This is a genomic window from Stenotrophomonas sp. G4 (genome assembly GCF_003428825.1).
Taxonomy (GTDB): Bacteria; Pseudomonadota; Gammaproteobacteria; order Xanthomonadales; family Xanthomonadaceae; genus Stenotrophomonas; species Stenotrophomonas indicatrix.
Genome location: NZ_CP031741.1, coordinates 56590 through 81988, shown reverse-complemented (window position 1 = coordinate 81988; position 25399 = coordinate 56590). Strand labels below are relative to the sequence as shown.

General features: G+C 68.0%; 23 protein-coding genes. 8 read left to right on the top strand and 15 right to left on the bottom strand.

Going from position 1 to position 25399, the window contains the following annotated elements:
• Window positions 1-60: 60 nt before the first annotated feature.
• Together D0Y85_RS00330 and D0Y85_RS00325 are read left to right on the top strand one after the other, a co-directional pair.
• Window positions 61-681, top strand: coding sequence for a thymidine kinase (locus D0Y85_RS00330; protein WP_117311813.1), 621 nt, complete (start codon window positions 61-63; stop codon window positions 679-681).
• Window positions 682-762: 81 nt separating this feature from the next.
• Window positions 763-1482 carry a sel1 repeat family protein gene (locus D0Y85_RS00325; protein WP_117309149.1) on the top strand — a complete coding sequence of 240 codons (720 nt, stop codon included), beginning with the start codon at window positions 763-765 and terminating at the stop codon, window positions 1480-1482.
• A gap of 37 nt (window positions 1483-1519) precedes the next feature.
• On the opposite strand, the gene D0Y85_RS00320 is transcribed toward D0Y85_RS00325, so the two are convergent.
• The 6 genes from D0Y85_RS00320 to D0Y85_RS00295 form a co-directional block, all read right to left on the bottom strand.
• Entirely contained in the window at window positions 1520-3124 is a 1605-nt protein-coding gene (locus D0Y85_RS00320; protein WP_032978429.1) for a glucan biosynthesis protein D, read from the bottom strand.
• A 48-nt stretch (window positions 3125-3172) separates the two neighbouring features.
• The gene (locus D0Y85_RS00315; RefSeq protein ID WP_117309148.1) at window positions 3173-5638 is read right to left on the bottom strand and encodes a serine/threonine-protein kinase; all 2466 of its coding nucleotides are present in this window, start codon (window positions 5636-5638) and stop codon (window positions 3173-3175) included.
• Between the two features lie 18 nt (window positions 5639-5656).
• Entirely contained in the window at window positions 5657-6223 is a 567-nt protein-coding gene (locus tag D0Y85_RS00310; protein ID WP_025875449.1) for an ECF-type sigma factor, read from the bottom strand.
• A gap of 69 nt (window positions 6224-6292) precedes the next feature.
• Window positions 6293-7105, bottom strand: coding sequence for a bifunctional DNA-formamidopyrimidine glycosylase/DNA-(apurinic or apyrimidinic site) lyase (gene mutM, locus D0Y85_RS00305; protein ID WP_117309147.1), 813 nt, complete (start codon window positions 7103-7105; stop codon window positions 6293-6295).
• A 19-nt stretch (window positions 7106-7124) separates the two neighbouring features.
• Window positions 7125-7460, bottom strand: coding sequence for an EF-hand domain-containing protein (locus D0Y85_RS00300; protein ID WP_117309146.1), 336 nt, complete (start codon window positions 7458-7460; stop codon window positions 7125-7127).
• A complete protein-coding gene (locus tag D0Y85_RS00295) occupies window positions 7457-8659 on the bottom strand; it encodes a fatty acid desaturase (protein WP_117309145.1) in 1203 nt (400 codons plus the stop codon). The genes D0Y85_RS00300 and D0Y85_RS00295 overlap by 4 nt, the downstream gene beginning before the upstream one ends.
• A 209-nt stretch (window positions 8660-8868) precedes the next feature.
• Here D0Y85_RS00295 and D0Y85_RS00290 point away from each other — a divergent pair, with 209 nt between their 5' ends.
• The gene (locus D0Y85_RS00290; RefSeq protein ID WP_240329396.1) at window positions 8869-9627 is read left to right on the top strand and encodes an ATP-binding cassette domain-containing protein; all 759 of its coding nucleotides are present in this window, start codon (window positions 8869-8871) and stop codon (window positions 9625-9627) included.
• Between the two features lie 46 nt (window positions 9628-9673).
• On the opposite strand, the gene D0Y85_RS00285 is transcribed toward D0Y85_RS00290, so the two are convergent.
• Entirely contained in the window at window positions 9674-10873 is a 1200-nt protein-coding gene (locus tag D0Y85_RS00285) for a DUF4785 domain-containing protein (protein ID WP_117311812.1), read from the bottom strand.
• An 11-nt stretch (window positions 10874-10884) separates the two neighbouring features.
• The gene (locus D0Y85_RS00280) at window positions 10885-11763 is read right to left on the bottom strand and encodes a hypothetical protein (RefSeq protein ID WP_117309143.1); all 879 of its coding nucleotides are present in this window, start codon (window positions 11761-11763) and stop codon (window positions 10885-10887) included.
• Window positions 11764-11997: 234 nt separating this feature from the next.
• Here D0Y85_RS00280 and D0Y85_RS00275 point away from each other — a divergent pair, with 234 nt between their 5' ends.
• Window positions 11998-12840, top strand: coding sequence for a phosphatase PAP2 family protein (locus D0Y85_RS00275; RefSeq protein WP_117309142.1), 843 nt, complete (start codon window positions 11998-12000; stop codon window positions 12838-12840).
• Between the two features lie 145 nt (window positions 12841-12985).
• Here the strand turns inward: D0Y85_RS00275 and D0Y85_RS00270 are convergent, their stop codons facing one another.
• A complete protein-coding gene (locus D0Y85_RS00270; protein WP_032978438.1) occupies window positions 12986-15256 on the bottom strand; it encodes a TonB-dependent receptor in 2271 nt (756 codons plus the stop codon).
• A gap of 159 nt (window positions 15257-15415) precedes the next feature.
• Between D0Y85_RS00270 and D0Y85_RS00265 the strand changes: the two genes are divergently transcribed.
• Window positions 15416-15712 (top strand): hypothetical protein, encoded by a 297-nt coding sequence (locus tag D0Y85_RS00265; RefSeq protein ID WP_117309141.1) that lies wholly within the window; start codon window positions 15416-15418, stop codon window positions 15710-15712.
• A gap of 88 nt (window positions 15713-15800) precedes the next feature.
• Window positions 15801-16793, top strand: coding sequence for a patatin-like phospholipase family protein (locus D0Y85_RS00260; RefSeq protein WP_025875469.1), 993 nt, complete (start codon window positions 15801-15803; stop codon window positions 16791-16793).
• A gap of 27 nt (window positions 16794-16820) precedes the next feature.
• Here D0Y85_RS00260 and D0Y85_RS00255 read toward each other — a convergent pair whose 3' ends face one another.
• Window positions 16821-18824: a hypothetical protein gene (locus D0Y85_RS00255; protein WP_117311811.1), complete on the bottom strand. Its 2004-nt coding sequence runs from the start codon at window positions 18822-18824 to the stop codon at window positions 16821-16823.
• A gap of 107 nt (window positions 18825-18931) precedes the next feature.
• Window positions 18932-19414 carry an Lrp/AsnC family transcriptional regulator gene (locus D0Y85_RS00250; RefSeq protein WP_025875473.1) on the bottom strand — a complete coding sequence of 161 codons (483 nt, stop codon included), beginning with the start codon at window positions 19412-19414 and terminating at the stop codon, window positions 18932-18934.
• A gap of 125 nt (window positions 19415-19539) precedes the next feature.
• On the opposite strand from D0Y85_RS00250, the gene phhA reads away from it, so the two are divergent.
• Window positions 19540-20433: a phenylalanine 4-monooxygenase gene (gene phhA / locus D0Y85_RS00245; protein ID WP_059063088.1), complete on the top strand. Its 894-nt coding sequence runs from the start codon at window positions 19540-19542 to the stop codon at window positions 20431-20433.
• Window positions 20434-20464: 31 nt separating this feature from the next.
• Complete coding sequence (locus D0Y85_RS00240; protein WP_117309140.1) at window positions 20465-21115, top strand: DUF4375 domain-containing protein; 651 nt, start codon at window positions 20465-20467, stop codon at window positions 21113-21115.
• A 29-nt stretch (window positions 21116-21144) separates the two neighbouring features.
• On the opposite strand, the gene D0Y85_RS00235 is transcribed toward D0Y85_RS00240, so the two are convergent.
• The 4 genes from D0Y85_RS00235 to D0Y85_RS00220 form a co-directional block, all read right to left on the bottom strand.
• Window positions 21145-22245, bottom strand: coding sequence for a GDSL-type esterase/lipase family protein (locus D0Y85_RS00235; RefSeq protein WP_117311810.1), 1101 nt, complete (start codon window positions 22243-22245; stop codon window positions 21145-21147).
• 117 nt (window positions 22246-22362) lie between these two features.
• Window positions 22363-23118, bottom strand: coding sequence for a 2-dehydro-3-deoxy-D-gluconate 5-dehydrogenase KduD (gene kduD, locus D0Y85_RS00230; protein ID WP_032978440.1), 756 nt, complete (start codon window positions 23116-23118; stop codon window positions 22363-22365).
• Window positions 23119-23200: 82 nt separating this feature from the next.
• Window positions 23201-24049 (bottom strand): 5-dehydro-4-deoxy-D-glucuronate isomerase, encoded by an 849-nt coding sequence (kduI, locus tag D0Y85_RS00225; RefSeq protein WP_117309139.1) that lies wholly within the window; start codon window positions 24047-24049, stop codon window positions 23201-23203.
• A 287-nt stretch (window positions 24050-24336) separates the two neighbouring features.
• Window positions 24337-25395, bottom strand: a complete 1059-nt coding sequence (locus D0Y85_RS00220; RefSeq protein ID WP_025875485.1) for a LacI family DNA-binding transcriptional regulator — start codon at window positions 25393-25395, stop codon at window positions 24337-24339.
• Window positions 25396-25399: the final 4 nt, after the last annotated feature.

The following is a 25399-nucleotide window of genomic DNA, read 5'->3' as shown; positions in this document are numbered from 1 at the left end:
CGGCCGGTGAGCTTGCTGAACGGCTTCGGCCGGCGCCGGGTGGCGTCGTACAATCGGCCGATGGCCAAGCTCTATTTCTACTATTCGGCGATGAACGCCGGCAAGACCACCACCCTGCTGCAGAGCGCGCACAACTACCACGAGCGCGGCATGCGCGTGGCGATCCTGACCCCGCGCCTGGACGACCGTGCCGGCGCGGGCGTGGTCGCCTCGCGGATCGGCCTGCGCGCCGACGGCATGGCCTTCGAACGCGACACCGACCTGCAGCAGTGGGTCAGCCAGGATCTGCAGGCCAACGGACCGCTGGGCTGCGTGCTGGTGGACGAGGCGCAGTTCCTCAGCCGCAGCCAGGTCTGGCAGCTCAGCGAAGTGGTCGACCAGCTGCGCATCCCGGTGCTGTGCTACGGCCTGCGCACCGATTTCCGCGGCGAGCTGTTCGAGGGCAGCCAGTACCTGCTGGCCTGGGCCGACGAGATGCAGGAGATCAAGACGATCTGCCACAGCGGCAAGAAGGCGACCATGACCGTGCGCGTGGACGAACATGGCCATGCCGTGCAGGACGGCCCGCAGGTGGAGATCGGCGGCAACGAGCGCTACGTGTCGGTCAGCCGCGCCGAGTTCAAGAAGATCACCCGTGGCGAGGGGCGGATCGATCCGGCGCAGGCACCGCTGCCGTTGTAGGGCATGGCATCCAGTCGTTTACAAGTGGACGGCTACCTGCCTAGGCTGCGGCAACGTCTGCTGCCGAACTGGAAGTCCGCCATGCGTTCCGCCCTGCTGTTGATTCCCCTGTTGTTCCTGCCTGTACTTGCCGTCGCCTCCGGCCAGGGGCCCGCCGCTCCGCTGGATGATGCGGCACTGCTTGGCGCCGGATTCCTGGACGGGCATCCAGACATGAAGTTCCGGCAGTGGGGCATGGATGCGCTGCAACGCGGCGACGCCGAAGCGGCGATGGACAACTTCCGCAAGGCTGCCCGCTACGCCGACAAGCCTGCGCAGGGGCTGCTGGGCGAGATGTACTGGTACGGTGTCAAACGTGCTGCGGACCCGGTCATGGCCTTTGCGTGGATGGATGTCGCGGCCGAGCGCGGATACCCGTTGATGCTTGAGCTGCGCGACAAGTACTGGGCAGCACTGCCGTTGGAACAGCACGATATCGCACGAGCGCAGGCGCTGCGGCTGCGCGATGAGTACGGCGATGCAGCGGCTCGCCCACGCCTGGCCGCGGAGCTGCAGCGGGGCAAGCGTGCGATGACCGGGAGCCGGACCGGCTCACTGTCCAACAACGTCGACATCGTCTACATGGATAGAGGCGTAAGCCGAACCATCAAAGCCGACCGCCTCTACGATCCCACGTACTGGGATCCAGACCGCTATCAGCGCTGGCAGGACGAGAACTGGATGAAAATACGTCGCGGCACCGTGGAAGTCGGCCTGCCGACCCAGACGCCACCTCCAGCGGCAACCGAGGGCAAGCCATAACCCAAGGTGCCGGCAGCAAGCCGGCACCCTGCATCACTCAGTACAGGGTGCGCTCCGGCGCACCAGCCGGCGGCGGGGTGTACTGGTACAGCCAGGTTTCGGTGAGGGTCTTGCCGCCACTGCGCAGGTACAGGCGGATGTCGATCTGCTCGCTGCTGCCCTCCGGCGGCACCAGGTCGAACATCGCGCGGTAACCCTTGATCTCGCGCAGCGGCCGCGCCGAGACGATCTCCACCCGGCCACGGCTGGTTTCGACAACGGCTTCGACGTCGGCCTTGTCGATCAGGCTGGCCAGTTCGCCGCCTTCGAAGTCGACCGCAAAGCGCCACGAGAAGTACTCGCGCTTCTTGCCGATCACCCCGCCCAGGCCGGTGCGGCTGGCAACGCAATGGGCCAGCGGCGTATGCGCCGGCGGTTGTGCACCCCAGTACAGCCGGTAGCCGACCAGCAGTTCCTGTCCCGGCTGCGGCTTTTCCTTCGGGTTCCAGAAGGCCACGATGTTGTCGAAGGTTTCATCGACGGTGGGAATCTCCACCAGCTGCACCGAGCCCTCGCCCCATTCGCCCTTCGGCTCCACCCACAGGCACGGACGCTTCTCGTAGAACACGCCGTCGTCCTGGTAATGGTCGAAGTTGCGGTCACGCTGCAGCAGGCCGAAGCCACGCGGATTGCGGTCGACGAACATGTTGAAGCGCAGGTTGCGCGGGTTCACCAGCGGCCGCCAGATCCATTCACCAGCGCCGGTCCACAGCGACAGGCCGTCGGTATCGTGGATTTCCGGGCGCCAGTCCCAGCCCATGCGGCGGTCGTTCTCGCCCACCTGGTACATGCTGGTGCAGGGAGCGATGCCCAGCCGCTCGATGGTCTTGCGCGGGTACAACGCGCTGTCGATGTCCATCAGCAGCACGTCGCCGTTGGTGACGGCGAAGCGGTAGGCACCGGCCACGCTGGGCGAATCCAGCAGCGCATAGACGATGATGGTGTCCGAGTCGGCCGCAGGCTGTTCCAGGTAATAGGCGATGAAGTCGGGGAATTCCTCCGGCTTGCCCATGCCGGTGTCGATGGCCAGGCCACGCGCGGACTGGCCGTACTGGCCTTCCTTGCCCACTGCGCGGAAGTAGCTGGCACCCAGGAACGCGGCGAAATCGCGGTCGGTATCCTTGCGCGTGTTCAGCCGGAACCCGGCAAAGCCGAGGTCGGCCGGCAGCTCACCATTCTTCAACCCGCTCTTGCCGTAGTTGAACGCGGCGCCGTCATAGGCCAGTTCCTGCGCCTTGCCGTCGACCACGTCGTACATGCGCACGGGCGAATGGAAGTACAGACCCAAGTGGAAGAACTTGGCCTGGAACTTACCCGGCTGGTCGGCCCACAGGGCGTGGTCCTGGCGATAGCCGATCGACTGGTACTGATCCCAGTCCAGCGCCTCCAGCTTGCCCGGCAGCACCCGCTTGTGGCTCTGGTAGGGCGCCTGTGCCAGCGCGCGCGCCTGGCCCTTCAGGGTGGCGAAATCGAACGGCTGCGGCTGGCCAAGCCGGCGCAGCCCAAGCTGGCCACTCTTGCTGGCCGCGCAGGCCGGCAGTGACGGCAGGCCGAAGGCGGCCAGGGCCAGGGAGGCATTGCGGATGAAGTCGCGTCGTTGCATGCAGGCGCGGGAGCAAAGGAAAGGTCGGCCATCATAGGCAGACAAACGTTAACGGGCAGCGGTGGACTCGATACCCTGTTCAGCCTGCGCCAATGCCGCAAGGCGGGCATCAAGCTCGTGCAGGGCCGGTGCCTGCGGACCGCGCTGGGCCAGCAGCAGCTGTCGTGCCTCGGCCAGCACGGTGCGGGCCTGCGCGATCTGGCCGGCCTGCTGCAGGACCTGCCCCTGTGCCAGCAGCGCCTGCGGCAGCAGGGCGACGTGATCCGGTTGCCGCCAGATCGCCACCGCGCGGGCATAGTGCGCTGCTGCTGCCGAGGGGTCGCCGCTGGCGCTGGCCCACTTCCCCAGCGCGAACTCGCCGTAGCCGATCTCGCGATGGTCCGGGCCCAGGGCGCCGAGCAGCTGTGCCTGCACCTGCCGCAGTTCCTGGCCGGCCAGCGCGTGCTGGCCGCGCTGCAGGGCCAGCAGCGCGCGTGCGCGGCGTACCACCAGTGCCTCCGGGTGGCGCGGTCCCCATGCCTCCTGGGCCGCCTGCCAGGCCAGCTCCAGCTCGGCCGCTGCCGCCTGCGTGTCGCCCTGCCGGGCCAGCACATCGCCCAGCTGGCGATGCAGGCTGATCACCTGCGGGCTGCTGGCGTCGGCGCGTTGGCCGAGCAGGGCCAGCGCCTGCCGGTACCCGGCCAGCGCGGCCGGCAGGCGTCCGGCATTGGCGTCCAGGGCGGCCAGATCGGCCAGTGATTCAGCACGCCCGAAGCGCTCGGCCATTCCCTGGTGGCGCAGCGCCAGCGCCTGCTGGAACGAACGTCGCGCCGCATCGACGTCACCCAGCTGTGCCTGGCAACGCCCAAGCTGGCTGTGGAACTCGGCCACCGCCGCCGGCAATGCCGTCGCCTGGCTGGCCGCCAGCGGTTGCAGTGGCTGCAGGTGCGCCAGGCACTCGCGTCCGCGACCGAGCATGCGCAGTGCACGCCCGCGCTGGGTCACCGCCTCGATCTGCAGCGCCGGCGGCACCTCGCCCACCTCCTGCAGCAGCTGGCGCTGCTGGTCCAGGGTCTGCAGCGCCAGCTGGTAGTCGCCCAGGCCGATGCGCAGGCGGCCGATCACCCCTTGCAGCTCGGCCAGCGCCAGCGGTTGGTCAGCCAGTTCGGCTTCGCCCCGTTGCTGGCCGGTGGCCAGCAGCTGCGGCACGTCGAAATGACCGTGGCGCTGGCTGGCCGCCTTGTCGAACAGGCCGACGGTGAAATCCTGCATGGCCTGCGCACGCGCCATTTCCGCCCGCGCCTGGCGCAACTGCCACAGGGCGAAGGACGTGGTCCCCAGCAGGGCCAGCGCGGCCAGCCCGGCCAGCGCCACGCCCCAGCGATGGCGGCCTACGTACTTGCGCACCCGGTAACCCACGCCCGGCGGACGCGCCTGGATCGGCTGCCCCTGCAGGTAGCGGCGCAGGTCGCCGGCCAGTGCTTCGGCCGAGCTGTAGCGCTGCTGCGGATCTTTCTGCAGGCCCTTTTCCAGCAGCACGTCCAGATCGCCACGCAGTCGCTTGGCCTGCCGCAGCAGCGCCCGTCTCGGTGCTCCCGGCTCGGCGGCCAGCCGTTGCAGCAGCGCCGAGGCACGCGGCGCCTGCACATCCAGGATCGAGCGCTCCCATTCCGCATCGCTGTGCCGGCGCAGGCGATAGGGCTTGTGCCCGGTGACCACCTCGAACAGCACCACGCCCAGCGAATAGACATCGGTCAGGGTCGTCACCGCCTCGCCACGCACCTGCTCCGGCGCGGCGTAGTGCAGGGTGAACGCGCGGATTTCGGTAGCCGGATGGGCCGCGTTCGGGTCGTCGTGGTCGAGCAGCTTGGCGATGCCGAAGTCGAGCAGTTTCACCGTGCCATCAGCGCGTACCAGGATGTTGGAAGGCTTGAGGTCGCGGTGCACCACCAGGTTCGCATGCGCGTGGCTGACCACCGCGCAGACCTGCAGCATCAGCTGCAGCCGTGTTTCCAGCGGCGGTTGCAGGCGCCGGCAGTAGTCGCTGATCGGCTCGCCTTCCACGTAGTCCAGCGCCAGGTAGGGCTGCCCGTGCTGGTCCACCCCGGCGTCCAGCAGCTGTGCCAGGTGCGGGTGCTGCAGGCGGGCCAGGATCTGCCGCTCGCGGCCGAAGCGCTGGCGCAGGCCCGGATCGGCGACGCCACTGCGCAGCAGCTTCAGCGCGACCTGGCGCTGGTACAGGCCATCGCAGCGCTCGGCCAGCCAGACCTCGCCCATGCCGCCTTCGCCGAGCGGATGCAGCAGCCGATACGGCCCGACCTCGCTGCCGGCGCGGCCTGGCGGTGTGGCGGTCCACAAGGGCTGGGCCATGAACTCGTGGCTGTCGGCTTCCTGCTGCAGCAGGCGTTCCAGTTCGCGGCCCAGCGTCGGGTCCTGCGCACTCAAGCGCTGCAGGCGCAGCTGGCGGGCGGCGGGTGCCAGCTCCAGCAGCTGGTCCAGCCAGGACGACAATTGCTGCCAGCGGGCGGCGTCCATGATGTGGGTGGCGGCGACTCAGTCGCTGCGCATCGCGGCCAGCAGGAACAGCCGCGCTTTCTGCCAGTCGCGGCGGATGCTGCGCTCCGAGCGCTGGCTCAGTTCGGCGATCTCCAGTTCGGACAAGCCGGCGAAGTAGCGCAGCTCCACCACCTTGGCCAGGTGCGCATCGACGGCCTGCAGGCGTTCCAATGCAACATCGAGGGCCAGCAGATCCTCGTCCAGGCGTACGCCGCTGCTGCTGTTCTCGGGAATCTCGGCCACCCGCTTGAGGTCGCCCCCGCGTTTGCGCGCCAGCCGGTTGCGCGCGTAATCGACGACCACGCTGCGCATCGCCGACGCCGCATAGGCGAAGAAGTGCGCACGGTCCTCGAAGCGCGCCGCACCGCGGCTGCCCAGCAGTTTCAGGTAGGACTCGTGGACCAGCGAGGTCGCATCCAGGGTGCGTCCCTGCTGCCCGGCCAGCTGCCGCCGGGCCATGCTGTGCAGTTCCTGGTACAGGGTGGTCAGCACACGGTCGAGCGCGGCGCGGTCGCCACCGCGCGCAGCATCCAGCCATACGGTGATATCCGGGCCTTCGTCCATCGCCAACGCTCCCCCGCAGCGGATGTCGGCTGGACTATAGCGCTGCGCGTGTGCAGCGCATGAAGACGTTCAGCGCTGGCAGCGGCTGCACCACACGCTCGCCCGCTGGCCGATCATGGCGTGCTTGAGCGGGCGGCCGCAGCCGGGGCACGGCAAGCCATCGCGGCCATAGACCAGCAGCTCCTGCTCGAAGTAGCCCGGCGCGCCGTCGGGGCTGATGAAATCGCGCAGGGTGGTGCCACCGCGGGTGATGGCGTAGTCCAGCGTTTCCTTCACTGCCGTGGCCAGCCGCCGATAGCGCTCGCGGGTGACCTTGCCGGCCTCGCGCAGCGGGCTGATCCCCGCCTTGTACAGGCTCTCGGCGGCGTAGATGTTGCCCACCCCGACCACCACCGCCTGGTCCATCAGGAAGGTCTTCACCGGCGCGCTGCGGCCGCGGCTGCGGGCAAACAGGTAGTCGCCGTCGAAGGCGTCGTCCAGCGGCTCCGGGCCCAGGCCCTTCAGCAGCGGGTGGATCTCGCCGGCCGGCTGCCAGAGCAGGCTGCCGAAGCGGCGCGGGTCGTTGAAGCGCAGCAGGCGGCCGTTGTCCAGGCTGATGTCCACATGGTCATGCGCGCGCAACGGGGTGTCCCCGGGCAGCACGCGCAGGCTGCCGGACATGCCCAGGTGCAGCACGGCGCTGCCGATGGCGGTATCCAGCAGCAGGTACTTGGCGCGGCGGCGCACCTCTTCGATGCGCTGGCCGGGCAGCAGCTCGGCCACTTCCGGTGGAATCGGCCAACGCAGGTCGGCACGGCGCAGGATCACCCCGTGCACGTGTCGACCCTGCAGGTGTGGCGCCAGGCCACGGCGGGTGGTTTCTACTTCGGGCAGTTCGGGCATGGGACGATTCTATGCCCGCTCAGCGCGGCGGTGCAGCCAGTTCCCGTGCATCCAGGAAGCCGTCACCGTTGGCGTCCTGCTTGTGGAAGCGCTGCACGATCACCTGCCGCTGCTGCTGGCGGGTGATGGCCCTGCCCTTGCCGCCGGGCAGCTCGTCGGCGGTCAGCACGCCATCGCCGTTGCGATCCATGCGATCAAAGGCATACAGCATCCACTGCAGGTACTCGGCTTCACTGACCTTGCCGTCGCCATCGCTGTCCATGCGCTGCAGGTAGCTGGCGGTGTCGCTGACCTGGGCCTGCACGGCAGGTGCGCACACGGCGGCCAGCAGCAATGCCGTCAGCACAGCCCTCATCCGCCCACCAGGGTGTAGCCCTTCAGTCGCGCGGCATAGGCCTGCAGCGCGGCGATGCCGCTTTCCTCGGCCTCGCGGCACCAGGCCTGCAGTTGACGCAGGCGCTCGGCGGCATCATGGCCGCGTGCTTCCAGCAGCGTTGCCAGGCGCGCGCGATATTCCACCAGGGTGCGGATGCGCGGGCGCTGGGCGACCCATTCGCTGAGCTGGGCGCGGCTGTCCGGCTTCAACCAGCGGCCGTCGTTGACCAGGCCACGGCGCAGCCGGCGCGGCAGCAACCGGCGCAGCTTGGCACCCGCGTATCGGGCTTCCTCGCGCAATGCCGGCATGAACACGTTGCGCTGGTAGTCGGTCATCGCCTGGAAGCGGTGCGACAGCAGTGCCTTCAGGGTATCGGCGTCGGGCACGGCGATGTTGGGGCGCACGTCCATGGCCGGCGCGACACGCAGGACCTTGGCCAGGCGCAATGCCTGCAGCAGGCGGATCGCACTCCAGCCGATGTCGAATTCCCAGCGCCGCATCGCAAAGCGCGCCGAGCTGGGGAACGCATGGTGGTTGTTGTGCAGTTCCTCGCCACCAATCCAGAACGCCCACGGCGTCAGGTTGGTGGAGGTGTCGGCCGACTCGTAGTTGCGATAGCCCCACCAGTGGCCCAGGCCATTGACCACGCCGGCGGCCCAGAACGGGATCCACGCCATCTGGATCGCCCACAGGGCGACGCCCGGCAGGCCGAACAGCACGCTGTTGACCGCAAACAGCAGCACCGGGCCGAACGTGGCGTACGGGGTGTACAGGCGGCGCTCGATCGCGTCGTCCGGAGTGCCGCGACCGTACTGTTCGATGTCCTCACGCATGCCGCGTGCTTCGCGGTAAAGCTCCACGCCGCGCCAGAACACCTGGCCGATCCCGCGGGTAACCGGGCTGTGCGGGTCGTCCTCGGTTTCCACCTTGGCGTGGTGCTTGCGATGGATCGCCACCCACTCCTTGGTGATCATCGAGGTGGTCAGCCAGGTCCAGAAGCGGAAGAAGTGCGCGACCACCGGATGGAAGTCCACGCCCCGGTGCGCCTGGCTGCGGTGCAGGTAGAGGGTGACCGAGAAGATCGTGAGCTGGGTGAAGACCAGCAGCACCAGGGCCAGCTGCCACCAGCCCAGGCCCAGCACGCCACCGGTCAGCAGGGACATCAGGGCATCAGGCATGGCGGCGCTCCAGAGCAACACAGGTATGGGAGACATCATGGGCGCTTGCGTTGCAAACTGCACCTTGCACCGCTGGATTGGCAGCGCCATTCCGTGGCTTCGTTCACAGTTGGGGACCCGTGTTGTCGAGCCTTGATCCGCGCACCCGCGCCGCAGCCCCGTCCGCCGGGGACCTGCCACCCTTGATCGAACTGGACCGCGCCAGCGTGATGCGCGGCCAGGTGAAGGTCCTGCACGGGCTGAGCCTGCGCATCGCGCAGGGCCAGCACACCGCCCTGCTTGGCCCCAATGGCTGTGGCAAGTCCACCTTCATCAAGCTGATCACCCGCGAGGTGTACCCGCTGGCGCAGGCCGACGGCGCGGTGGCGGTGAAGGTGCTGGGCCAGAACCGCTGGCAGGTCGACCGGCTGCGGTCGCAGCTGGGCATCGTCACCGGGGACCTCAGCAGCAACCTGGCCGACATGCCGGGTCTGACGGTGGAGCAGGCGGTACTGTCGGGGTTCTTCGCCAGCTACATGGTGCCGGCCTTCCGCGAGGTCACCGCCGATATGCGCATGCGGGTGGGCGAGACCCTGGCGATGACCGGTGCGTCGGGCCTGCGTGAGCGTGCCTACGCCGAACTGTCGGCCGGCGAGACCCGCCGCGTGCTGATCGCCCGCGCGCTGGTCAACCGGCCGCAGGCGCTGCTGCTGGATGAACCCTCCACCGGGCTGGACCTGGTCGCCCGCCAGCAGTTGATCGCCACCATGCGCGTGCTTGCGCAGCAGGGCATCACCCTGGTGCTGGTCACCCACCACATCGAGGAAGTGATTCCCGAGATCGAGCGCGTGGTGCTGCTGCGCGACGGCCGCGTGGTGGCCGATGGAGCGCGCGCCGAGCTGCTGCGCGACGAACCGCTGTCGGCCGTGTTCGGCGGCGCGATCACGGTGGTGGAACAGGAAGGACGGCTGACCGCGTACGCGGGGTGACACCGCGTCTGTGGCGGGCCGGAGGTCCGGCCCGCCACGCCTTGATTCAGAACCGCAACGCCAGCGCGCGCGACTCGATCGGTGCCATCCGGCTCTGGTCCTGCAGCTGCAGGTCGCGCAGTTCATAGGGCGCGCCGAAGCCGGCAGGCAACGCGGCCTGGTCGAAGGGCAGCACCAGCGCGCCGCGACCCGGGCCTTCGAACCACGCTGCGGCATGCGCCTGCGCCACCGGCTGCAACTGGCCGTTGGCTGCGGTGGCATACAGGGTGCCGCGCGCCTCGTAGCGTCCGGCGGCGGCCACCTGCAACGGCAGACTGACCTGGCGGCTGGAGGGATCGGGCATGGCCTGGCCGATGAAGCGCGCGGTCGGCCGCGCCACGGCGAAGGCGACCTTGCCATCGCGCAGCACGCCGTCGGCCTGGGCAAACACCTGCAGTTCCCACAGGCCCTGCGTGTTGCTGGCCTCGGCGGGAATCCTTACCTGGGCACGCAGGCTGCCATCGGTGGTGCGCAGCAGCCGTTGCGGCCAGCTGCGGCCATCGGGTGCAACCAGCAGCGCTTCGCCGCCGAGGCTGTCACGCCGTGTGCGCAACGTCGCCGCGCTGGCACCGTCTTCCAGCAGACGCGCCTGCAGCTGCACGTTGCCTCCGGCCAGCACCTGCGTCTGGCTGGCCTGCACTTCCAACCGCAGCGGGCTGTTGGGCTCCAGCACCTGCACCACATAGCGGCCCTGCGCCTGCGCGCTCTGCAGGCGGTAAACACCGGCCGCGCTGGCGGTACCGGTGCGCAGCATGCTGCTGCCATCGCCGACCGGCATGCCCGCATCCTGCAACTGGCGTGCATCGACACTGCGCGCGACGCTGCTGCGCCCCGCCGGATCACGTACCTGCAGCGAGGTGGCCGGCAGCGCGCGGGCGCCCGGCGCCGGGCTGAGCTGGATCACCGCATCCGGTGCGCTCAGGGGCAGTTCCAGGCCGCGCTGCAGTTCGGCAGCGTCGACCTGCTGCCAGTAGCTGCGGCTGATGGCGGCCTGGGGACCGGGAGCCTGCAGTGGCTGTGCCGGGTCCAGCGCCCAGGCGAAGGCCAGCGGCGCGTGCTCGCTGTCGTCGGCGGGCAGCGGCGCGGCAACCAGTGCAGCGGGAATCTGGTCGCCAGCGGCAACGCGCAGCGGCTGCGCGGCCTGCGCCGATGCAGTGGAAAGGACCGCCAACACGGCGGCAGCCAGCAGGGTGGAATGGATGGTCATGGTCATCTCCCTCACTGGGTCAGGTCGTTGCGCAGGAGGCTGCCGAGGCCGAAGCACTCGCGGCGGCTCTGGTTATGGCTGAGCGGCTCGGCGCCCTGGGTGCGCGCCTTGTCGGTGAACCACAGGGTGCCGGCCGCCTTCTGGCTGCTGCACTCCAGGAAACCGTCCGAGCACGACGACAGCCAGTTCTGGGTGAACTCCAGGCCGACATTGGCGGAGTAACCGCCGCAGTAGCTGTTGCTGTCCCACACCGCCGATTCGACATCGCTGCCGACCACTGCGCGGAACGGCCTGGGCAGGGCCGGGCGGCCGGTGGTGCCGTACAGGTTCTGCGCGTTGTAGGTGGCCATGTGCCCCACCTGCTGCATGCGCACGGCATCGTTCTTGTAGCCCAGCAGCCAGCCCAGCGAGGTCTCGAAGGTGTTGCCGTTGAGCACGGCGTCGGCCAGCGGCGTACCTGCCGAGGAGGGCGCCAGCGCAGTGACCTTGCGCAGCCGGTTGATGATCTTCGGGTAGCGGCTGTCGTAGGTGGGGTTGGACAGGATCCAGCGCATCACGTTGCCGCCGTTGGAATGGGTGATCACCACCAGCTGGGTTATGCCCCGGCTGTCGATGAAGCCGGTGAGCTGGTTGGCCAGGCAGCCGGCCGCTTCCGGCTTCCACATGTACTGGGTGAAGTCGCAGTTGATGACCACGTAGTTGCTGCTGTTCGGCAGGCCCTGGCGGACGGTGTCGATGATCGCCGGCTGCCAGTAGTCCTGCGTGGCGTTGGTCTGCGCGCCGGTGCCGTGCACGAAGGCGACGCCGTAGACATCGGCGGCCTGCGCCGGGGTGGTCGCCAGCCCCAAGAGCAGGGCCAGGACGGTACTTCCTGTTGCGGTGCTGCGCATCGCGTCTCTCCCTTTCAGCGGATCCCCCCGGCCCGGCTGTGAGCTGATGCTCATGGCGGCAGCGCGTGAAAGTCCGTGCGCTGCGCCCGGATTCAGCAGATTGCCGACAATTGATGACCGTTTTTCATCCGGTGCAGCGCGACCATGCCGGGTCTGGCCGTATGTCCGATGGAAGCTGCGGCCGGCAATCGAGGCTGCGATCATGGCCGGCGAGTTCCCTGCCCGAGTCTGCCCATGTCGTCGATCCTCCCCCCTGCCCGGCCGCTGCTGGGCCTGGCCATCGCGTTGTCGCTGGCCGGCTGCGCCGCCACCACCGCCAGCAAACCGACCGCCGTCGAAGCCAACGTCACCACCAAGGCCGTGGGCTACCTGGACAAGACCGCAGTGCCGGCCAGCATCGACCTGGTTCCGGCACCACCGGCCGCCGGCTCGGCGGCCTTTGCGCTGGACGAGCAGGTCAGCCGTGAAGCACGTGCGCTGCGCGGCAGCCCGCGCTTCGCCCAGGCCAGCGCCGATGCCGAACTCGGCTTTCCGGAAGGGGCCAACCATTTCTCCTGCGCCGCCGACATCGACGTGGATGCAGTGAAGACCCCGGCCCTGTACCGCCTGCTGGAGCGCAGCCGCATCGACGCCAGTGCTGCCACCAAGGCTGCCAAGAACAGGTACCAGCGCCCGCGCCCGTTCATGGTCAACGGTGAACCGACCTGCTCGCCGAAGGATGAGGAAGGCCTGCGCAAGAACGGCTCCTACCCGTCCGGCCACACTTCGATCGGCTGGGCATGGGCATTGATCCTGTCTGAGATCGCACCGGACCGCGCCGATGCCATCCAGGCCCGCGGTCGCAACTACGGCGAGAGCCGCCTGGTGTGCAACGTGCACTGGCAGAGCGACATCCTCGAAGGCCGCTTCATGGGTGCTGCTGCCGTGGCCCGGCTGCACGACAACGCGGCGTTCAACAGCGACCTGCTTGCCGCGCGCAGGGAGATCGCTGCCGCGCGCAAGGCCGGCCTGCATTCCAGCCGCGACTGCGCCACCGAAAGCGCCGTGCTGAAGGTGCGCCCGCAGAGCGCCCTGTAATCCACCGCCGTTGCGCTCGCCGGGCATGGCCCGGCGCTACCGGGCGCGACGCATGGATAGCGCCGGGCCGTGCCCGGCGGACGCGAAAAACAGAAGGGCCGGCATTGCGCCGGCCCTTCGTCATTGCATCACTGCGGCAACCGCATCAGAACTTCGCGGTGAACTCCACGCCCCAGGTACGCGGCTCGTTGAGGAAGCCCGTCAGGTTGTTGAAGTCGATCGCGCCGACCACGCGGGTCTGGTTGGTCAGGTTGCGGCCGAACACGGCTACGTCGTACTGGCCGTAATCCCAGTTGTAGCCCAGGCGCAGGCCACCTTCCAGCGAGCTGCGGCCACGGAACTCCGGCGACTCGTAGATGAAGAAGTTGACCGCACTGCGGTAGGCCCAGTCGGTGTAGGCATACAGCTCGCTGCCATCGCTGAGCGGGAAGCCCACGCGCAGGGTCGCGTTGTGGATCCACTTCGGTGCCTGCGGCAGCGGATTGCCGTTGACCAGCGCATAGGTGCCGCCATTGATGACCGTGGTCGGGTCGGTGATGGTGCAGCCGCCGCCACAGACCGCCACCGCCAGGTTCTTGTCCTTGATCTCGGTGTCGTTGTAGCTGCTGCCGAAGGTCAGCAGCACGTTGTCGGCCAGGTAGGCCTCCAGGTCCAGCTCCACGCCCTGGCCGATGGTCTTGTCGGCGTTGAGCAGGGTGGCGGTGTTGTTGGTGCCACCGACGGCGATCAGCTGCTGGCCGTCCACGTCATAGCGGAACACGCTGAAGCCCAGGCGAGCACGACGTTCGAACAGGTCGGCCTTGATGCCGGCTTCGTACGAAATCACCTTCTCCGAATCGGCCTGCGACAGTCCCGGTGCGAACGCCAGGCGCCCCTGGATCGACGGTGCGCGGAAGCCCTTGGCCACGCGTGCATAGGCATTGACGTTGTCGGTCAGCTTGTACACGCCGCTGACATCCCAGCTGACGTCGTTGACATCGGTGTTGGCCAGGTACGGACCGCTGACCGGGGTGCCGAACGGCACGGCCTGCAGCACGCTGGCGCTGAAGTCCTTCTTGTCCTGCGTATAGCGCACGCCGGCACGCAGCTTGAAGCGGTCGGTGACATCGAAGTCGCCCGAAGCGAACACCGCCCATGCCTTGTTGCGCTGCTGCTGCACGACGTGGCCGGTCTGCGGGTTGCCCGGGGTCAGCGAGTCGTAGTTGAAGTTGTTGATGGTGACGTCTTCATCGAAGTAGAAGACGCCGGCCTGCCAGTCGAAGCGGCCCCATTCGTTGGATTCCACGCGGAATTCCTGGGTCCACTGGCGGTGGTGCGGCAGGCCGTCGGCCGACTCGGACGAGAACGGAATCAGGCCCGGGCCGGAGTTGCCTGCGCCGAGGAACGCGGCGCCGTAGCCACCGTCGATGTCGCCGCGGTTGAGCGATTCGGCGGTCTCATAGCCGGTGATCGAATGCAGGGTCACCGAACCGAGGTTCCACTGCAGGCGCGCGCTGCCGCCCCAGGTTTCCAGGTCGGAGAAATTGACGCCGTCGTTGGCGACCTTGTCGCGGTCGAAGTTCTCGACCAGCGCGTTGCCGCCCTTCTCGATGATGTTGGCGCGGAACAGGCGCGCGGTGCCGTTGAGCTTGCGCTTGTGCAGGTTGAACAGCGCTTCGAAGTCATCGCCTTCGTACAGGAACTGCACGCGGCCGGCGGCTTCGTCATAGCCTTCAAAACCACTGTTGGGCGCACCGGCACGAGTGTTGTCGACCCAGTCGTCACGACGCTGGTAGATGGCCGACACGCGTGCGGACCAGCGGTCGGTCAGCGGGCCGCCGTAGGCGCCCTGCACGTTCCAGCTGTTGTAGCTGCCATAGCCCACGCGCACGTAGCCATCGGCATCCTGCGACGGCCGCGCCGAATCGAACTTGACCACGCCAGCCGGGGTGTTGCGCCCGAACAGGGTGCCCTGCGGGCCGCGCAGCACTTCCACGCCGGCCAGGTCGAACAGCGGGAAGCCCTTCAGCAGCGGGCTTTCCTGCACCACGTCGTCGTACACCAGCGAGACCGGCTGCGATGCATTGAGGTCGAAATCGGTATTGCCCAGGCCGCGGATGTAGAAGCGCGGGAAGGCACGGCCGTAGGACGACTCGATGTTGAGGCTCGGCACGCGCGCAGCAAGGAAGCGGATGTCATCGCCCGCCGAACCGAGCACGTCGAGCTTTTCGCCCTGGATCGCGCTGATCGCAACCGGCACGTCCTTGGCGTTCTCGACACGACGCTGTGCAGTCACCTGCAGCGCATCGAGGGCGACCGGATCCTTGGCGGCGGGGGTTTCCTGGGCGGCTGCTACCAGCGGCAGCAGGGCGGAAAGAGCGACAACGAGCGGGCGCGCGACCGGAGAGCGGCCACGGGAAGTACGGGTCGGAGACATGGCGGTAGGCTGTGTTTGGAGGGGTGGTAAAACGGCGCTACCAGATAATTGTTGCAATACAGCACCTCCCTCGCAAATGCCGATCGTTCATGGCCGCCTCGCGCGCCGCCGGACGCTGCCGCTAGACTCGGGGTTTTTCCCCGCAACGGACCTGCTGCGATGACCCAGTGGTACTTCCATGCTCCCGGCCAGGCCGATCGGGTCGGTCCGTTCGACGTGCGCTGGGTCCAAGGCATCAGGAGCATGCTGTTCGGTGGCGAAGACGTGTTCCTGGCCACGCTGACCCGGCCGCAGGGGCGGCAAGAGCCGCGGCGAATGCTCGCTGCTGGGCTGACGGGCCGGTCGACGGACGTCTGGCGGTGCCGGCCGCTGGCCGGCAATCGCTGGGATGCGTGGGTTGCCGGGGTTGCCGGCCAGCGGCCGGCACTACACAGTGAGCGGCAGGCGATTTCATGAATGGGGAGCCGGCCCACCCTGCCCGGCCTGCCACGCCTTCGGTATGCTGGCGCCCTTTCCTGAATCCGGCGCCGCGAGCGCACTGCCGATGAGCCTGTTCCGCCCCCGCGTGCTGCTGTCCGTCGCCCTGCTCGGCCTGCTGGCCGGTTGCGGTGGTGAAGAGGTCCGCCCCACCCCGCCCGCGCAGCCCACCGTGGTTCCGCAGGCCAAGCCGGTGAAGATCGGCATCGCGCTCGGCGGCGGCGCGGCCAAGGGCTTTGCGCACATCGGCGTGATCAAGATGCTCGAGGCCAACGGCTTCGAACCGGTGGTGGTGTCCGGCACCAGTGCCGGCAGCGTGGTCGGCGCCCTGTATGCCAGCGGCATGGACGCCTTCCAGATGCAGAGCAAGGCGGTGGCGCTGGATGAAGCCAGCATCCGCGACGTGCGCCTGTTCTCCGGTGGCCTGGTGCAGGGCCAGAAGCTGCAGGACTACGTCAATGAACAGGTGGCCAACCGCCCGGCCGAGCGCCTGAAGAAGCCGTTCGCCGCCGTCGCCACCCAGCTGGAGACCGGCGAGCGTTCGATCTTCGTGCGCGGCAACGTCGGCCAGGCGGTGCGCGCGTCCAGCAGCATCCCCGGCGTGTTCGAGCCGGTGAAGATCGGTGGCCGCAACTACATCGACGGCGGCGTGGTCAGCCCGGTGCCGGTGGATGCCGCACGGCAGCTCGGTGCCGAGTTCGTGATCGCCGTGGACATCTCCAGCAAGGCCAGCGGCAAGGCACCGACCGGCATGCTCGGCATCGTCAACCAGTCGATCTCGATCATGGGCCAGCGCCTGGGCGAGCAGGAACTGGCGCGCGCCGACATCGTGATCCGGCCGAAGGTGCTGGACATCGGCGCTGCCGATTTCAGCCAGCGTGGCACGGCCATCCTGGAAGGCGAGAAGGCCGCGATGGCGGCGATGCCGCAGATCCGCGCCAAGATCCAGCAGCTGCAGAAGGCCCGCGCCGCCGCATTGGCACCGGCACCGGTGGCTGCGCCCAAGTGCGACGAGCCTTCGCGCCTGGGCAAGCTGATGGGCCGCAAGGAAAAGTGCTGACGCGCGGCGCTTGTACGGCCGCCGCGGTCAGCGCCGCGGTGGTGGGTAACCACTGGCCAGGCGTCGCTGCCGGCGCCGCTCATCCACCGCCCGGTCATGCCGCTGTGCGCTCAGCTGCAACTGCTCCATCGCGTCCCCCGGCAGCCACAGCTGCTGCTGGGCACGGGTGATCGCCACGTAGGCCGCGCGCACCGGGCTGTGCAGCGCGCGCGCATCATGGCCGCTGTCGAAGCAGCACGGCGCCATGGACACGGTGGCGAACTGCAGGTTCTTGGCGTGTTGGGCCAGGCACAGCACGACGCTGGCCTCGTCCGCATCGACCAGTTGCCCGAGCAGGCACTGCAACGCCGCAGCATCGAAGCCACCGGCAAACAGCGCGGGGATGTCCGCCTGTCCACGCTTGGCACAGACCTGCACGAAGCTTTCCCAGCGTTGTCCGGGGCCGCCAGCGGCGGCGCTGCGCCAGGCGTCGATCGGACCGTCCACCTCTTTCAACAGCGCCTGCCGCGACGCAGGATGCAGATGCACGCGCGCGCCGCGCGCAACCAACTCGTTGGCTTCCAGCAGCATCCGCCACAGGCTGCCGTACAGGCGGGCGCCGGTGCTGGGCACCGCCGACCAGTCGTCATAGCGGCGCAGGCCGGTGGCGCGGTCGCTGGCGCCCACGAAAGGCGCCGGCTCACCGAGATCGTCCAACGCCAGTGACTGGTTGACCAGCGCATCGACCTGCCGCCCCTGCCGCACCGACTGGTGCATCTCCAGCGTTTTCGCCGACGACCAGCGCTGTACGCGTCCGCTCAGCCGTTGATGCGGATCGCCCAGGCTGACCACGCCGGGCGCGTGGGTGGCCAGCAGCTGTTTCCATGCAGGGCTGAGATCGTGCGCTTCATCGACCAGCACCATGCCCAGCGACACCGGCAGCGGCACGGCACGCAGGGCCAGCCATTTGCCGATGTGTCCGGCATCCAGGCGCAGGCAACCACCCTTCTGCACCACCGGATCGAACATGCAGCGCCAGACGAACTCCGCGGCCGCGATGAACGGCGTGGCTTCCAGCTGCGCTGCGCCCAGCGAGCGCTGGAAATGCCAGGCCTGCAGGCTCGGCGCTGACGACGCGCACCACCGGTTGATGGCGTCCAGGGCGATCATCAGGACCTGGTCCGGCCGGCGTGCACCGATGGCCGGCACGCCGAGTCGGGCGGCCGCCTCGCGCAGGGTCAGCGTGCTCTGCCGGTAGGTCGGTACGAAGCCGCCAGTCAGGCCGTTGGCGGCGGCATGGCGGGCGATCGCATTGGCGAACTCGATCTGGGTCAGCAGGCGCGTGCCGGCGTCGGCGGGCAGCCGCGCGCGGAATGCCTCGACCTGGCCTCGCGTGGGCGCCACATAGGTGTAACGGCCCGGGCGAGCCTGCAGCAGCGCCAGCACCAGATGGCCCTTGCCGGTGCCGGCATAGGCCTGCAGGTCGATCAATTCATCGGGATTGGCCGCGATCGCACGCAGCACGCGTGCCTGTTCGGAAGTGAACAGGCCGTTGTGCTGGGTTGCATGCGTTGTCTGTTCGTCATCGCCGGCATCTTGGTCTTCGCCTTCGGCCAGCGATGTCGCCGGAAAGTGGATCGTGTGCTCTTCCAGGGTGATCCTGCACGCCGCCTGGAAGTCCGCGCCGGGATACGCATCCGGCGATGCAGCCAGCACCGCCTCCATCACCTCGTCCGGTGCCAGCAGCACGTCCTGCGCGGCCAGCACGCCCAGCCACGCCTCCAGCGCCCGCGCGTCCTGTCCAGCGCTGGCCGCCAGCTGCGCCTGCGCAGCAGGGCCATCATCGGCGGCGAACAGCGCACAGGCGTCGTGCAGCAACCGCTGCAGCTGGGTGGCCGGTGGCCTCTGCCGGCGGCACAGCATGGCCACCAGCAGGCCGGCCTGCTCCAGCGGTGTGTCCGGCGGCGTGCCTTCGCTCAGGTGCCGCAGCAGGCTCTGCTCGCGCAGCGGAAGGAACAACGGGGAAGACGTCGGGGATGGGGTATCAGACATGCCGGAGCCAGAGGGAATCACTGCGCGGCCTGCGTGTGCACGGCCGCCGCGGGCCACGATGCTCGGCCAGCCCGCGCGCGCCGTCAAACATCACCGCGGCCGCCGGTTCATTCCAGCTGCGACAACGGCAACGCCTGGAAACCCTTCACCGTGCGCAGCACGAAGCTGGAATTGGCATCGGCCACGCCACCGGCGTTGAGCAGCCTGTCCAGCAGGAAACGCGAGAAGTGCTCCAGATCGCGCACATACACATGCAGCAGATAGTCCATGTCGCCGGTCAGGGCGTGGCAGGCCACCACTTCATCCCAGGCCTGCACGCTGTCGACGAAGTGCCCGATCGCGGCCTGGTCATGCTTTTCCAGCTGTACGCGCACGAACGCCTGCAGCCCCAGGCCGAGCCGGCGGGGCTCCAAGCGCGCGCCATAGCCGACGATCACCCCTTCGCTTTCCAGCCGCTGCAGGCGGCGCAGGCAGGCCGACGGCGACAGGTTCACCCGCGTCGCCAGCTCCGCGTTGGTAGCGCGACCATCCCGCTGGATTTCAGCCAGCAGACGTATATCCGTGCGATCGAACTGAACTTCTCCGGCCATTGTTGCCCCGCAACATGGTGAGTACGCAAGGATATTGCGCCAACAAGATGAATCCGCGCAACTTTTGCAACCCTGTTGCGCGCCCCCTGCCCTAGCATCGTGGGTATCCCGTCAAGGAGTCTTCCATGGACCTCGCCCAGCCCCGCCGCGTCGAACACCAGCAGACCGACAAGGGCTACGTGCCGGTGTACACCACCGCGCTCGTCGAGCAGCCGTGGGACACCTATACCGCCGACGACCACGCCACCTGGAGCACGCTGTACCAGCGCCAGCGCGAACTGCTGGTCGGCCGCGCCTGCCAGGAGTTCCTGGATGCGCAGGACGAGATGGGCATGAGCGCGCACATGATCCCGCGCTTCGACCAGCTCAATGAAGTGCTGGGCGCGGCCACCGGCTGGACCCTGGTCGGCGTGGAAGGCCTGCTGCCGGAACTGGATTTCTTCGACCACCTGGCCAACCGTCGCTTCCCGGTGACATGGTGGATCCGCCGCCCCGACCAGATCGACTACATCGCCGAACCGGACCTGTTCCACGACCTGTTCGGCCACGTGCCGCTGCTGATGAACCCGGTGTTCGCCAACTACATGGAGGCCTACGGCCGCGGCGGCGTCAAAGCACATGCGATCGGCCCCGAGGCGCTGCAGAACCTGACCCGCCTGTACTGGTACACGGTGGAGTTCGGCCTGATCGACACGCCCGAAGGCATGCGCATCTACGGCGCCGGCATCGTCTCGTCGAAGGGTGAATCGCTGTACTCGCTTGAGTCCGCCGCACCGAACCGCATCGGTTTCGACCTGCAGCGGATCATGCGCACGCGCTACCGCATCGACACCTTCCAGAAGACCTACTTCGTCATCGACAGCTTCGAGCAGCTGATGCAGGCGACGTCGCCGGACTTCACCCCGATCTATGCCGCGCTGGCCGACCAGGCGCACCTGCCGGCGGGCGACGTGCAGGCTGAGGACCGCGTGTTCCAGGCGGGTACGGGCGAAGGCTGGGCGGACGGCGGCGACGTGTGAGCCCACAGGCGGGTCCGCTATCCTGACCCGCATGACCGACGCTTTCGCTTCCCTGCGTGTCATCGACATCAGCTTCGATGACGACTTCATCCTGTTGACCCTGGCCGATGGCCGCCGCACCCGGCAGCCGTTGCGCTGGGCGCCCGCGCTGTTCGAAGCCACGGCCGAACAGCGCGCGCACTGGATGCTCACGACCGATGGCCTGGGCGTGAACTGGCCCGCCCTGCTGCCGGCGCAGGAACGCGGCGTGGTCGATGTTCCGAACCAGGTGTGGGATGACCGCTATGAAGCCGCGCTGGCGCGCCTGAAGGCGGCCGCATGGTCGCTCGATGCGCTGTCCGATGAAGACCAGCAGCTGGTGGCGCTGTGGCGGATGGAAGCGGACATCAACAACGGCGGCTTCATGCAGTTCCTGTGCAACTGGGGCGACCCGACCTGCCAGCTGGCGCTGCGCGCGTTGCAGGCGATGGGCGCAACGCAGACGCACGCGATCCTGGCCGGCATGCGTGGTCTGCTGGACCGGCTGGAAGACGACCCGGCGATCAAGGAACTGACCGACCTGTACGGCGCGATGACCGAAGACGAGCAGCAGGCGCTGGAGGCATTCGAGGACGACTATTACGCCCGCCCGGAAGATCTGGCACGGCTGGGCTTGAAGCATTTCGGCCCGGAGCCGTTGTAGAGCCGAGCGCACGCTCGGCTGCGTTTCAGCTACCGCGGATACGCCAGCAGCACCACCAGATCCTCATCACCCACCTGCTGCAGCGCATGGCTGCTGCCCTTGCGCGTCAGCAACGCATGCCCCGCACGCACGTCGTGCTGTTTTCCATCCAGCACATAGCTGCCCTGCCCGCTCACGATGTAGTAGATCTCATCCTTGTGCTGCGGATGCAGGCCGATGCCCGCGCCCTTGTGCAGCACGCGCTTGCGCAGCACGAACGGCAGGCCCTGCGCATCGGCGAAGAACGGGTACGCCGTGGTCGGCCCGGCGCCGCCATGCGGGCCCGGCTGTGCGCGCGCCAGCGTGTCTTCGTGCACCACCTGCGAGGCACGCGCGGGATCGCCGCCCTGCCCCACCCCCAGCACATCGCAGTCGATATCGCGCACCAGTGCAGCCTGCAGCGCCGGCAGAACCTGCACCGCCTCGCGCAGCACCAGGCACGCCACCGCGTTGGCGCCGGCTACGCTGAAGTGGGTGCCGTCGGCCTTGTGCTGTTCCGGCACGAACAGGAAGTACGGGCGCGCACCCTGCTCGCCCAGCGCCCGGATCCAGCGCATGCTGCGGTCGTTGAGATCGATCAGTGCCACGTGCTCGCGTGTGGCCAGCTGCTGCATCGCCAACGTGTAACGCGCGTGCGTATCCAGCAGCGAACCGAAGTCGTACAGCAGCCGTGCCACCGGCGTGACCAGCACCGGCGTGGCACCGTGGTCACGCGCCACCTGCACGTAGCGCATCAGCATCCGCGGGTAGTCACTGTCCGGATCGGTGTAGCGCGTGCGATCTTCGAACTTCGCATCGTTGTGGCCGAACTGGATCAGCAGCACATCGCCACGACGCAGTTCGCGCCCAATGGCATCCAGGCGTCCTTCGTCGATGAAGCTGCGCGTGCTGCGCCCACCCTTGGCGTGGTTTCGCACTTCGAGGCGCGCCGGATCCAGGTAGCTCTGCAGCGCCTGGCCCCACCCGGCCTGCGGCGCACGCTCGGGCCCGTATTCGGCCGCAGTGGAGTCACCGGCAATGAACAATCGCACCGGCGCCGCATGCGCGGCGGCGCTCGACAGCAACAACAGCAACAACAGCAACAACAGCAACAACAGCTTCCGCATGGCCGGGCCCCGGTAGTGCCGGCCGCTGGCCGGCAACTTCATGGATGCGTTGAGCGTCGGTGGAAATGCCGGCCAGTGGCCGGCACTACCGAAAACCAAGCATTACCGCGCCAGCCAGCCACCATCGACCGGCAGCACCGCGCCGTTGATGTAATCCGACGCCGACGAGGCCAGGAACACCGCCGCGCCGGCCAGATCTTCCGGCGTACCCCAACGGCCGGCCGGAATGCGCTCGAGGATCGCCTTGTTGCGGTCCTGGTCGGCGCGCAGCGCGGCGGTGTTGTCGGTGGCCATGTAGCCCGGTGCGATCGCGTTGATGTTCACGCCCTTGCCCGCCCACTCGTTGGCCAGCAGGCGGGTGATGCCGGCGATGCCGCTCTTGCTGGCGGTGTACGACGGTACGCGGATGCCGCCCTGGAACGACAGCATCGAAGCGATGTTGATGATCTTGCCGCTGCCCTGGGCGATGAAATGGCGGCCGGCGGCCTGCGAGATGAAGAAAGCCGACTTGATGTTGACGTTCATCACGTCGTCCCAGTCCTGCTCGCTGAAGTCCACTGCGTCGGCGCGGCGGATCAGGCCGGCGTTGTTGACCAGGATGTCCAGCCCGCCTAGGCCTTCGAGCGTTTCGCGCACCACGCGCTCGACCGGCTCGATGCTGATCAGGTTGGCTTCCACCGCCAGGCAGCGGCGGCCCAGCGCGGTGATCTTCTCGATGGTTTCGGTGGGCGGGGCGATGCCGGCCACGGCGACATCGGCGCCTGCGGCAGCCAGCGCCACTGCGATGCCCTGGCCCAGGCCGGTATTGCCACCGGTTACCAGAGCGACTTTTCCTTCCAGGCTGAAGGGATTGGCCATTGCGTATGCGTTCCTTGGTAGAGGCGTGCGTGATGCGGGGCAGGTGGCCACCGGCACGGCGTGCGCGGTGGCCGCCCGGCGCTTACTTGAGCTGGCAGATGTCCAGCACGTGCATGTCGGTGTAATCCAGGTTCTCGCCACCCATCGCCCAGATGAAGGCGTAGTTGCTGGTGCCGGCGCCCATGTGGATCGACCATGGCGGCGACACCACCGCTTCGTTGTTCTGGATGACGATGTGGCGCTGTGCGTCCGGCTCGCCCATGAAGTGGTAGACGCGGTCGCTGTCGCCCAGGTCGAAGTAGAAATAGACCTCGCTGCGGCGGTCGTGCAGGTGCGGCGGCATGGTGTTCCAGACGCTGCCCGGCTTGAGCACGGTCAGGCCCAGCAGCAGCTGCGAGGACTGGCAGGTGGCCGGCACGATGTACTGGTAGATGGTGCGCTCGTTGCTGGTTTCCAGCGCGCCGCGATCCAGTGCCACCGCGTCCTTGATCGACAGCTGCCTGGTTTCAAAGCGCGCATGCGCCGGGGTCGAGGCCAGGTAGAACTGCGCCGGGTTGGCGGCGTCCTGCGAAGCGAAGACGACGTCCTTGCTGCCCATCGCCACGTACAGGCCATCCTTCGGCCCCAGCGTGTACACGGTGCCATCGACGGTGACCGTACCGGTGCCGCTGCCGACGTTGATGATGCCCAGCTCGCGACGCTCCAGGAACGGATGGCCAGCGGCCGACGCCGGTTCGGTCTGCGCCGGCAGCGCCAGCGGGCCGTTGACCGGCGCCGCACCGCCCAGCACGAAGCGCTCGTAGTGGGTGTACTTCAGGGTCACCGCATCGGCGTTGAACAGGCCATCGAGCAGGTACAGCTCGCGCAGCTGATCGTTGCTGGCGCCCTTGATGGCGTCGGGATGGGTGGCGTAATGGGTCTTGCAGTACATGGCTTCTCCAGAGCAGGGGGCGGGCCGATGGTTCGGCCCCGGCACGGTTCACGGTCGATTCTAGCCAGACAGGAAACCGGTGTCATTTTGCGCTGCACGATGGCGGTTGGACGGCATCGGCAGGTGCGATCGATGGGGGGAGGGCGGGTGGAGTGTCACGACCAACGGTCGTGACCTACCGGACTGATCCGTGAAGGTGTCACGACCAACGGTCGTGACCTGCAGGACTGATTCGTGAAAGGTGTCACGACCAACGGTCGTGACCTACAGGATTGATCCCTGCGGGATCAATCCTCGGGCGGTTGGCAGGAATCGCGCACGATCAGGTGCGGGCGCACGCTGGCGATCTGCAGCGCAGGCTGGCCTTCGGGCTGGATCAGCATGGCCGCAGCGGTGCGGCCGGTGTCGCGGGTATGCCGGCGCACCGAGGTCAGCGACGGCCACAGGCGCGAGGCCAGCGGGCTGTCGTCGTAGCCGACGATCGACAGCTGGCGCGGAATGTTGATGCCCGCACGCAGCGCGACCTTGTAGATACCGGCGGCCATTTCATCGTTGCCGGTGAAGATCGCCGTCGGACGGCGCTTGCCCAGCAGCAGTTTCTCGGCGGCGGCCACACCCGATTCGAAGGTGTAGCCGGCCTCGATGATGCGATCCTTCGGCAGCTCGATGCCACGCTGCGACAGCGCCTCGATGAAGCCGGCGGTGCGTTCGTGCGCCGAGCGGTATGCACTGGGGCCGGTCACCAGGGCGATGTCACGGTGGCCCAGCGAAAGCAGGTAATCGGCCGCTTCGGCGGCACCGTCGCGGTCGTGGGTGACCACCATCTGCGAGGTTTCATCCAGCGGCAGCGCAGCCACGCGGGTGAAGCGGCAGCCGATCTCGTCCAGCATGTCCGCCAGCGCCTGGTCTTCGGACGCACGCGGCACCAGGATCACCCCATGCAGCTTCTGCTGCTGGGCGAAGCGGCGCACGCCGTCGATGTAGCCCGGGCTGCGGCTGTCGCAGGGGTGCACCACCAGTTCGAAGCTGGAGCCACGCAGCGCATCCAGCGCGCCGTACTGCATGTCCACGATGTACTGCGCGGTGGGGTTGTCGTAGACCATGCCGATCAGGAAAGAGCGGCGGAAGGCCAGGCCACGGGCCAGCGGGTCGGGGGTGTAGCCGACTTCGCGCATCAACGCTTCCACCTTGTCGCGCGTGTCCTTGCGCACCAGCGGCGAGTTGTTGATGATCCTTGAAACCGTTTTCTTGGATACACCCGACAGTCGCGCGATGTCGTTGATCGTGGCTGCCTTGCCCTTTGCCAATGCCGGCGTAGCGGCATCGTTCTTGTTGCGCACTGACATGTAG

Bases quoted from the DNA above. Each gene is read 5' to 3' on its own strand.
- D0Y85_RS00265 (WP_117309141.1), top strand. From the start codon at position 15,416: ATGACCCAGTGGTACTTCCATGCTCCCGGCCAGGCCGATCGGGTCGGT.
- D0Y85_RS00260 (WP_025875469.1), top strand. From the start codon at position 15,801: ATGAGCCTGTTCCGCCCCCGCGTGCTGCTGTCCGTCGCCCTGCTCGGC.
- D0Y85_RS00310 (WP_025875449.1), bottom strand. From the start codon at position 6,223: ATGGACGAAGGCCCGGATATCACCGTATGGCTGGATGCTGCGCGCGGT.
- D0Y85_RS00330 (WP_117311813.1), top strand. From the start codon at position 61: ATGGCCAAGCTCTATTTCTACTATTCGGCGATGAACGCCGGCAAGACC.
- D0Y85_RS00320 (WP_032978429.1), bottom strand. From the start codon at position 3,124: ATGCAACGACGCGACTTCATCCGCAATGCCTCCCTGGCCCTGGCCGCC.
- mutM (WP_117309147.1), bottom strand. From the start codon at position 7,105: ATGCCCGAACTGCCCGAAGTAGAAACCACCCGCCGTGGCCTGGCGCCA.
- phhA (WP_059063088.1), top strand. From the start codon at position 19,540: ATGGACCTCGCCCAGCCCCGCCGCGTCGAACACCAGCAGACCGACAAG.
- D0Y85_RS00270 (WP_032978438.1), bottom strand. From the start codon at position 15,256: ATGTCTCCGACCCGTACTTCCCGTGGCCGCTCTCCGGTCGCGCGCCCG.
- D0Y85_RS00300 (WP_117309146.1), bottom strand. From the start codon at position 7,460: ATGAGGGCTGTGCTGACGGCATTGCTGCTGGCCGCCGTGTGCGCACCT.
- D0Y85_RS00240 (WP_117309140.1), top strand. From the start codon at position 20,465: ATGACCGACGCTTTCGCTTCCCTGCGTGTCATCGACATCAGCTTCGAT.
- D0Y85_RS00285 (WP_117311812.1), bottom strand. From the start codon at position 10,873: ATGACCATCCATTCCACCCTGCTGGCTGCCGCCGTGTTGGCGGTCCTT.
- D0Y85_RS00290 (WP_240329396.1), top strand. From the start codon at position 8,869: ATGCGCGGCCAGGTGAAGGTCCTGCACGGGCTGAGCCTGCGCATCGCG.
- D0Y85_RS00250 (WP_025875473.1), bottom strand. From the start codon at position 19,414: ATGGCCGGAGAAGTTCAGTTCGATCGCACGGATATACGTCTGCTGGCT.
- D0Y85_RS00255 (WP_117311811.1), bottom strand. From the start codon at position 18,824: ATGTCTGATACCCCATCCCCGACGTCTTCCCCGTTGTTCCTTCCGCTG.
- D0Y85_RS00315 (WP_117309148.1), bottom strand. From the start codon at position 5,638: ATGGACGCCGCCCGCTGGCAGCAATTGTCGTCCTGGCTGGACCAGCTG.
- kduI (WP_117309139.1), bottom strand. From the start codon at position 24,049: ATGTACTGCAAGACCCATTACGCCACCCATCCCGACGCCATCAAGGGC.
- kduD (WP_032978440.1), bottom strand. From the start codon at position 23,118: ATGGCCAATCCCTTCAGCCTGGAAGGAAAAGTCGCTCTGGTAACCGGT.
- D0Y85_RS00295 (WP_117309145.1), bottom strand. From the start codon at position 8,659: ATGCCTGATGCCCTGATGTCCCTGCTGACCGGTGGCGTGCTGGGCCTG.
- D0Y85_RS00220 (WP_025875485.1), bottom strand. From the start codon at position 25,395: ATGTCAGTGCGCAACAAGAACGATGCCGCTACGCCGGCATTGGCAAAG.
- D0Y85_RS00275 (WP_117309142.1), top strand. From the start codon at position 11,998: ATGTCGTCGATCCTCCCCCCTGCCCGGCCGCTGCTGGGCCTGGCCATC.
- D0Y85_RS00280 (WP_117309143.1), bottom strand. From the start codon at position 11,763: ATGCGCAGCACCGCAACAGGAAGTACCGTCCTGGCCCTGCTCTTGGGG.
- D0Y85_RS00325 (WP_117309149.1), top strand. From the start codon at position 763: ATGCGTTCCGCCCTGCTGTTGATTCCCCTGTTGTTCCTGCCTGTACTT.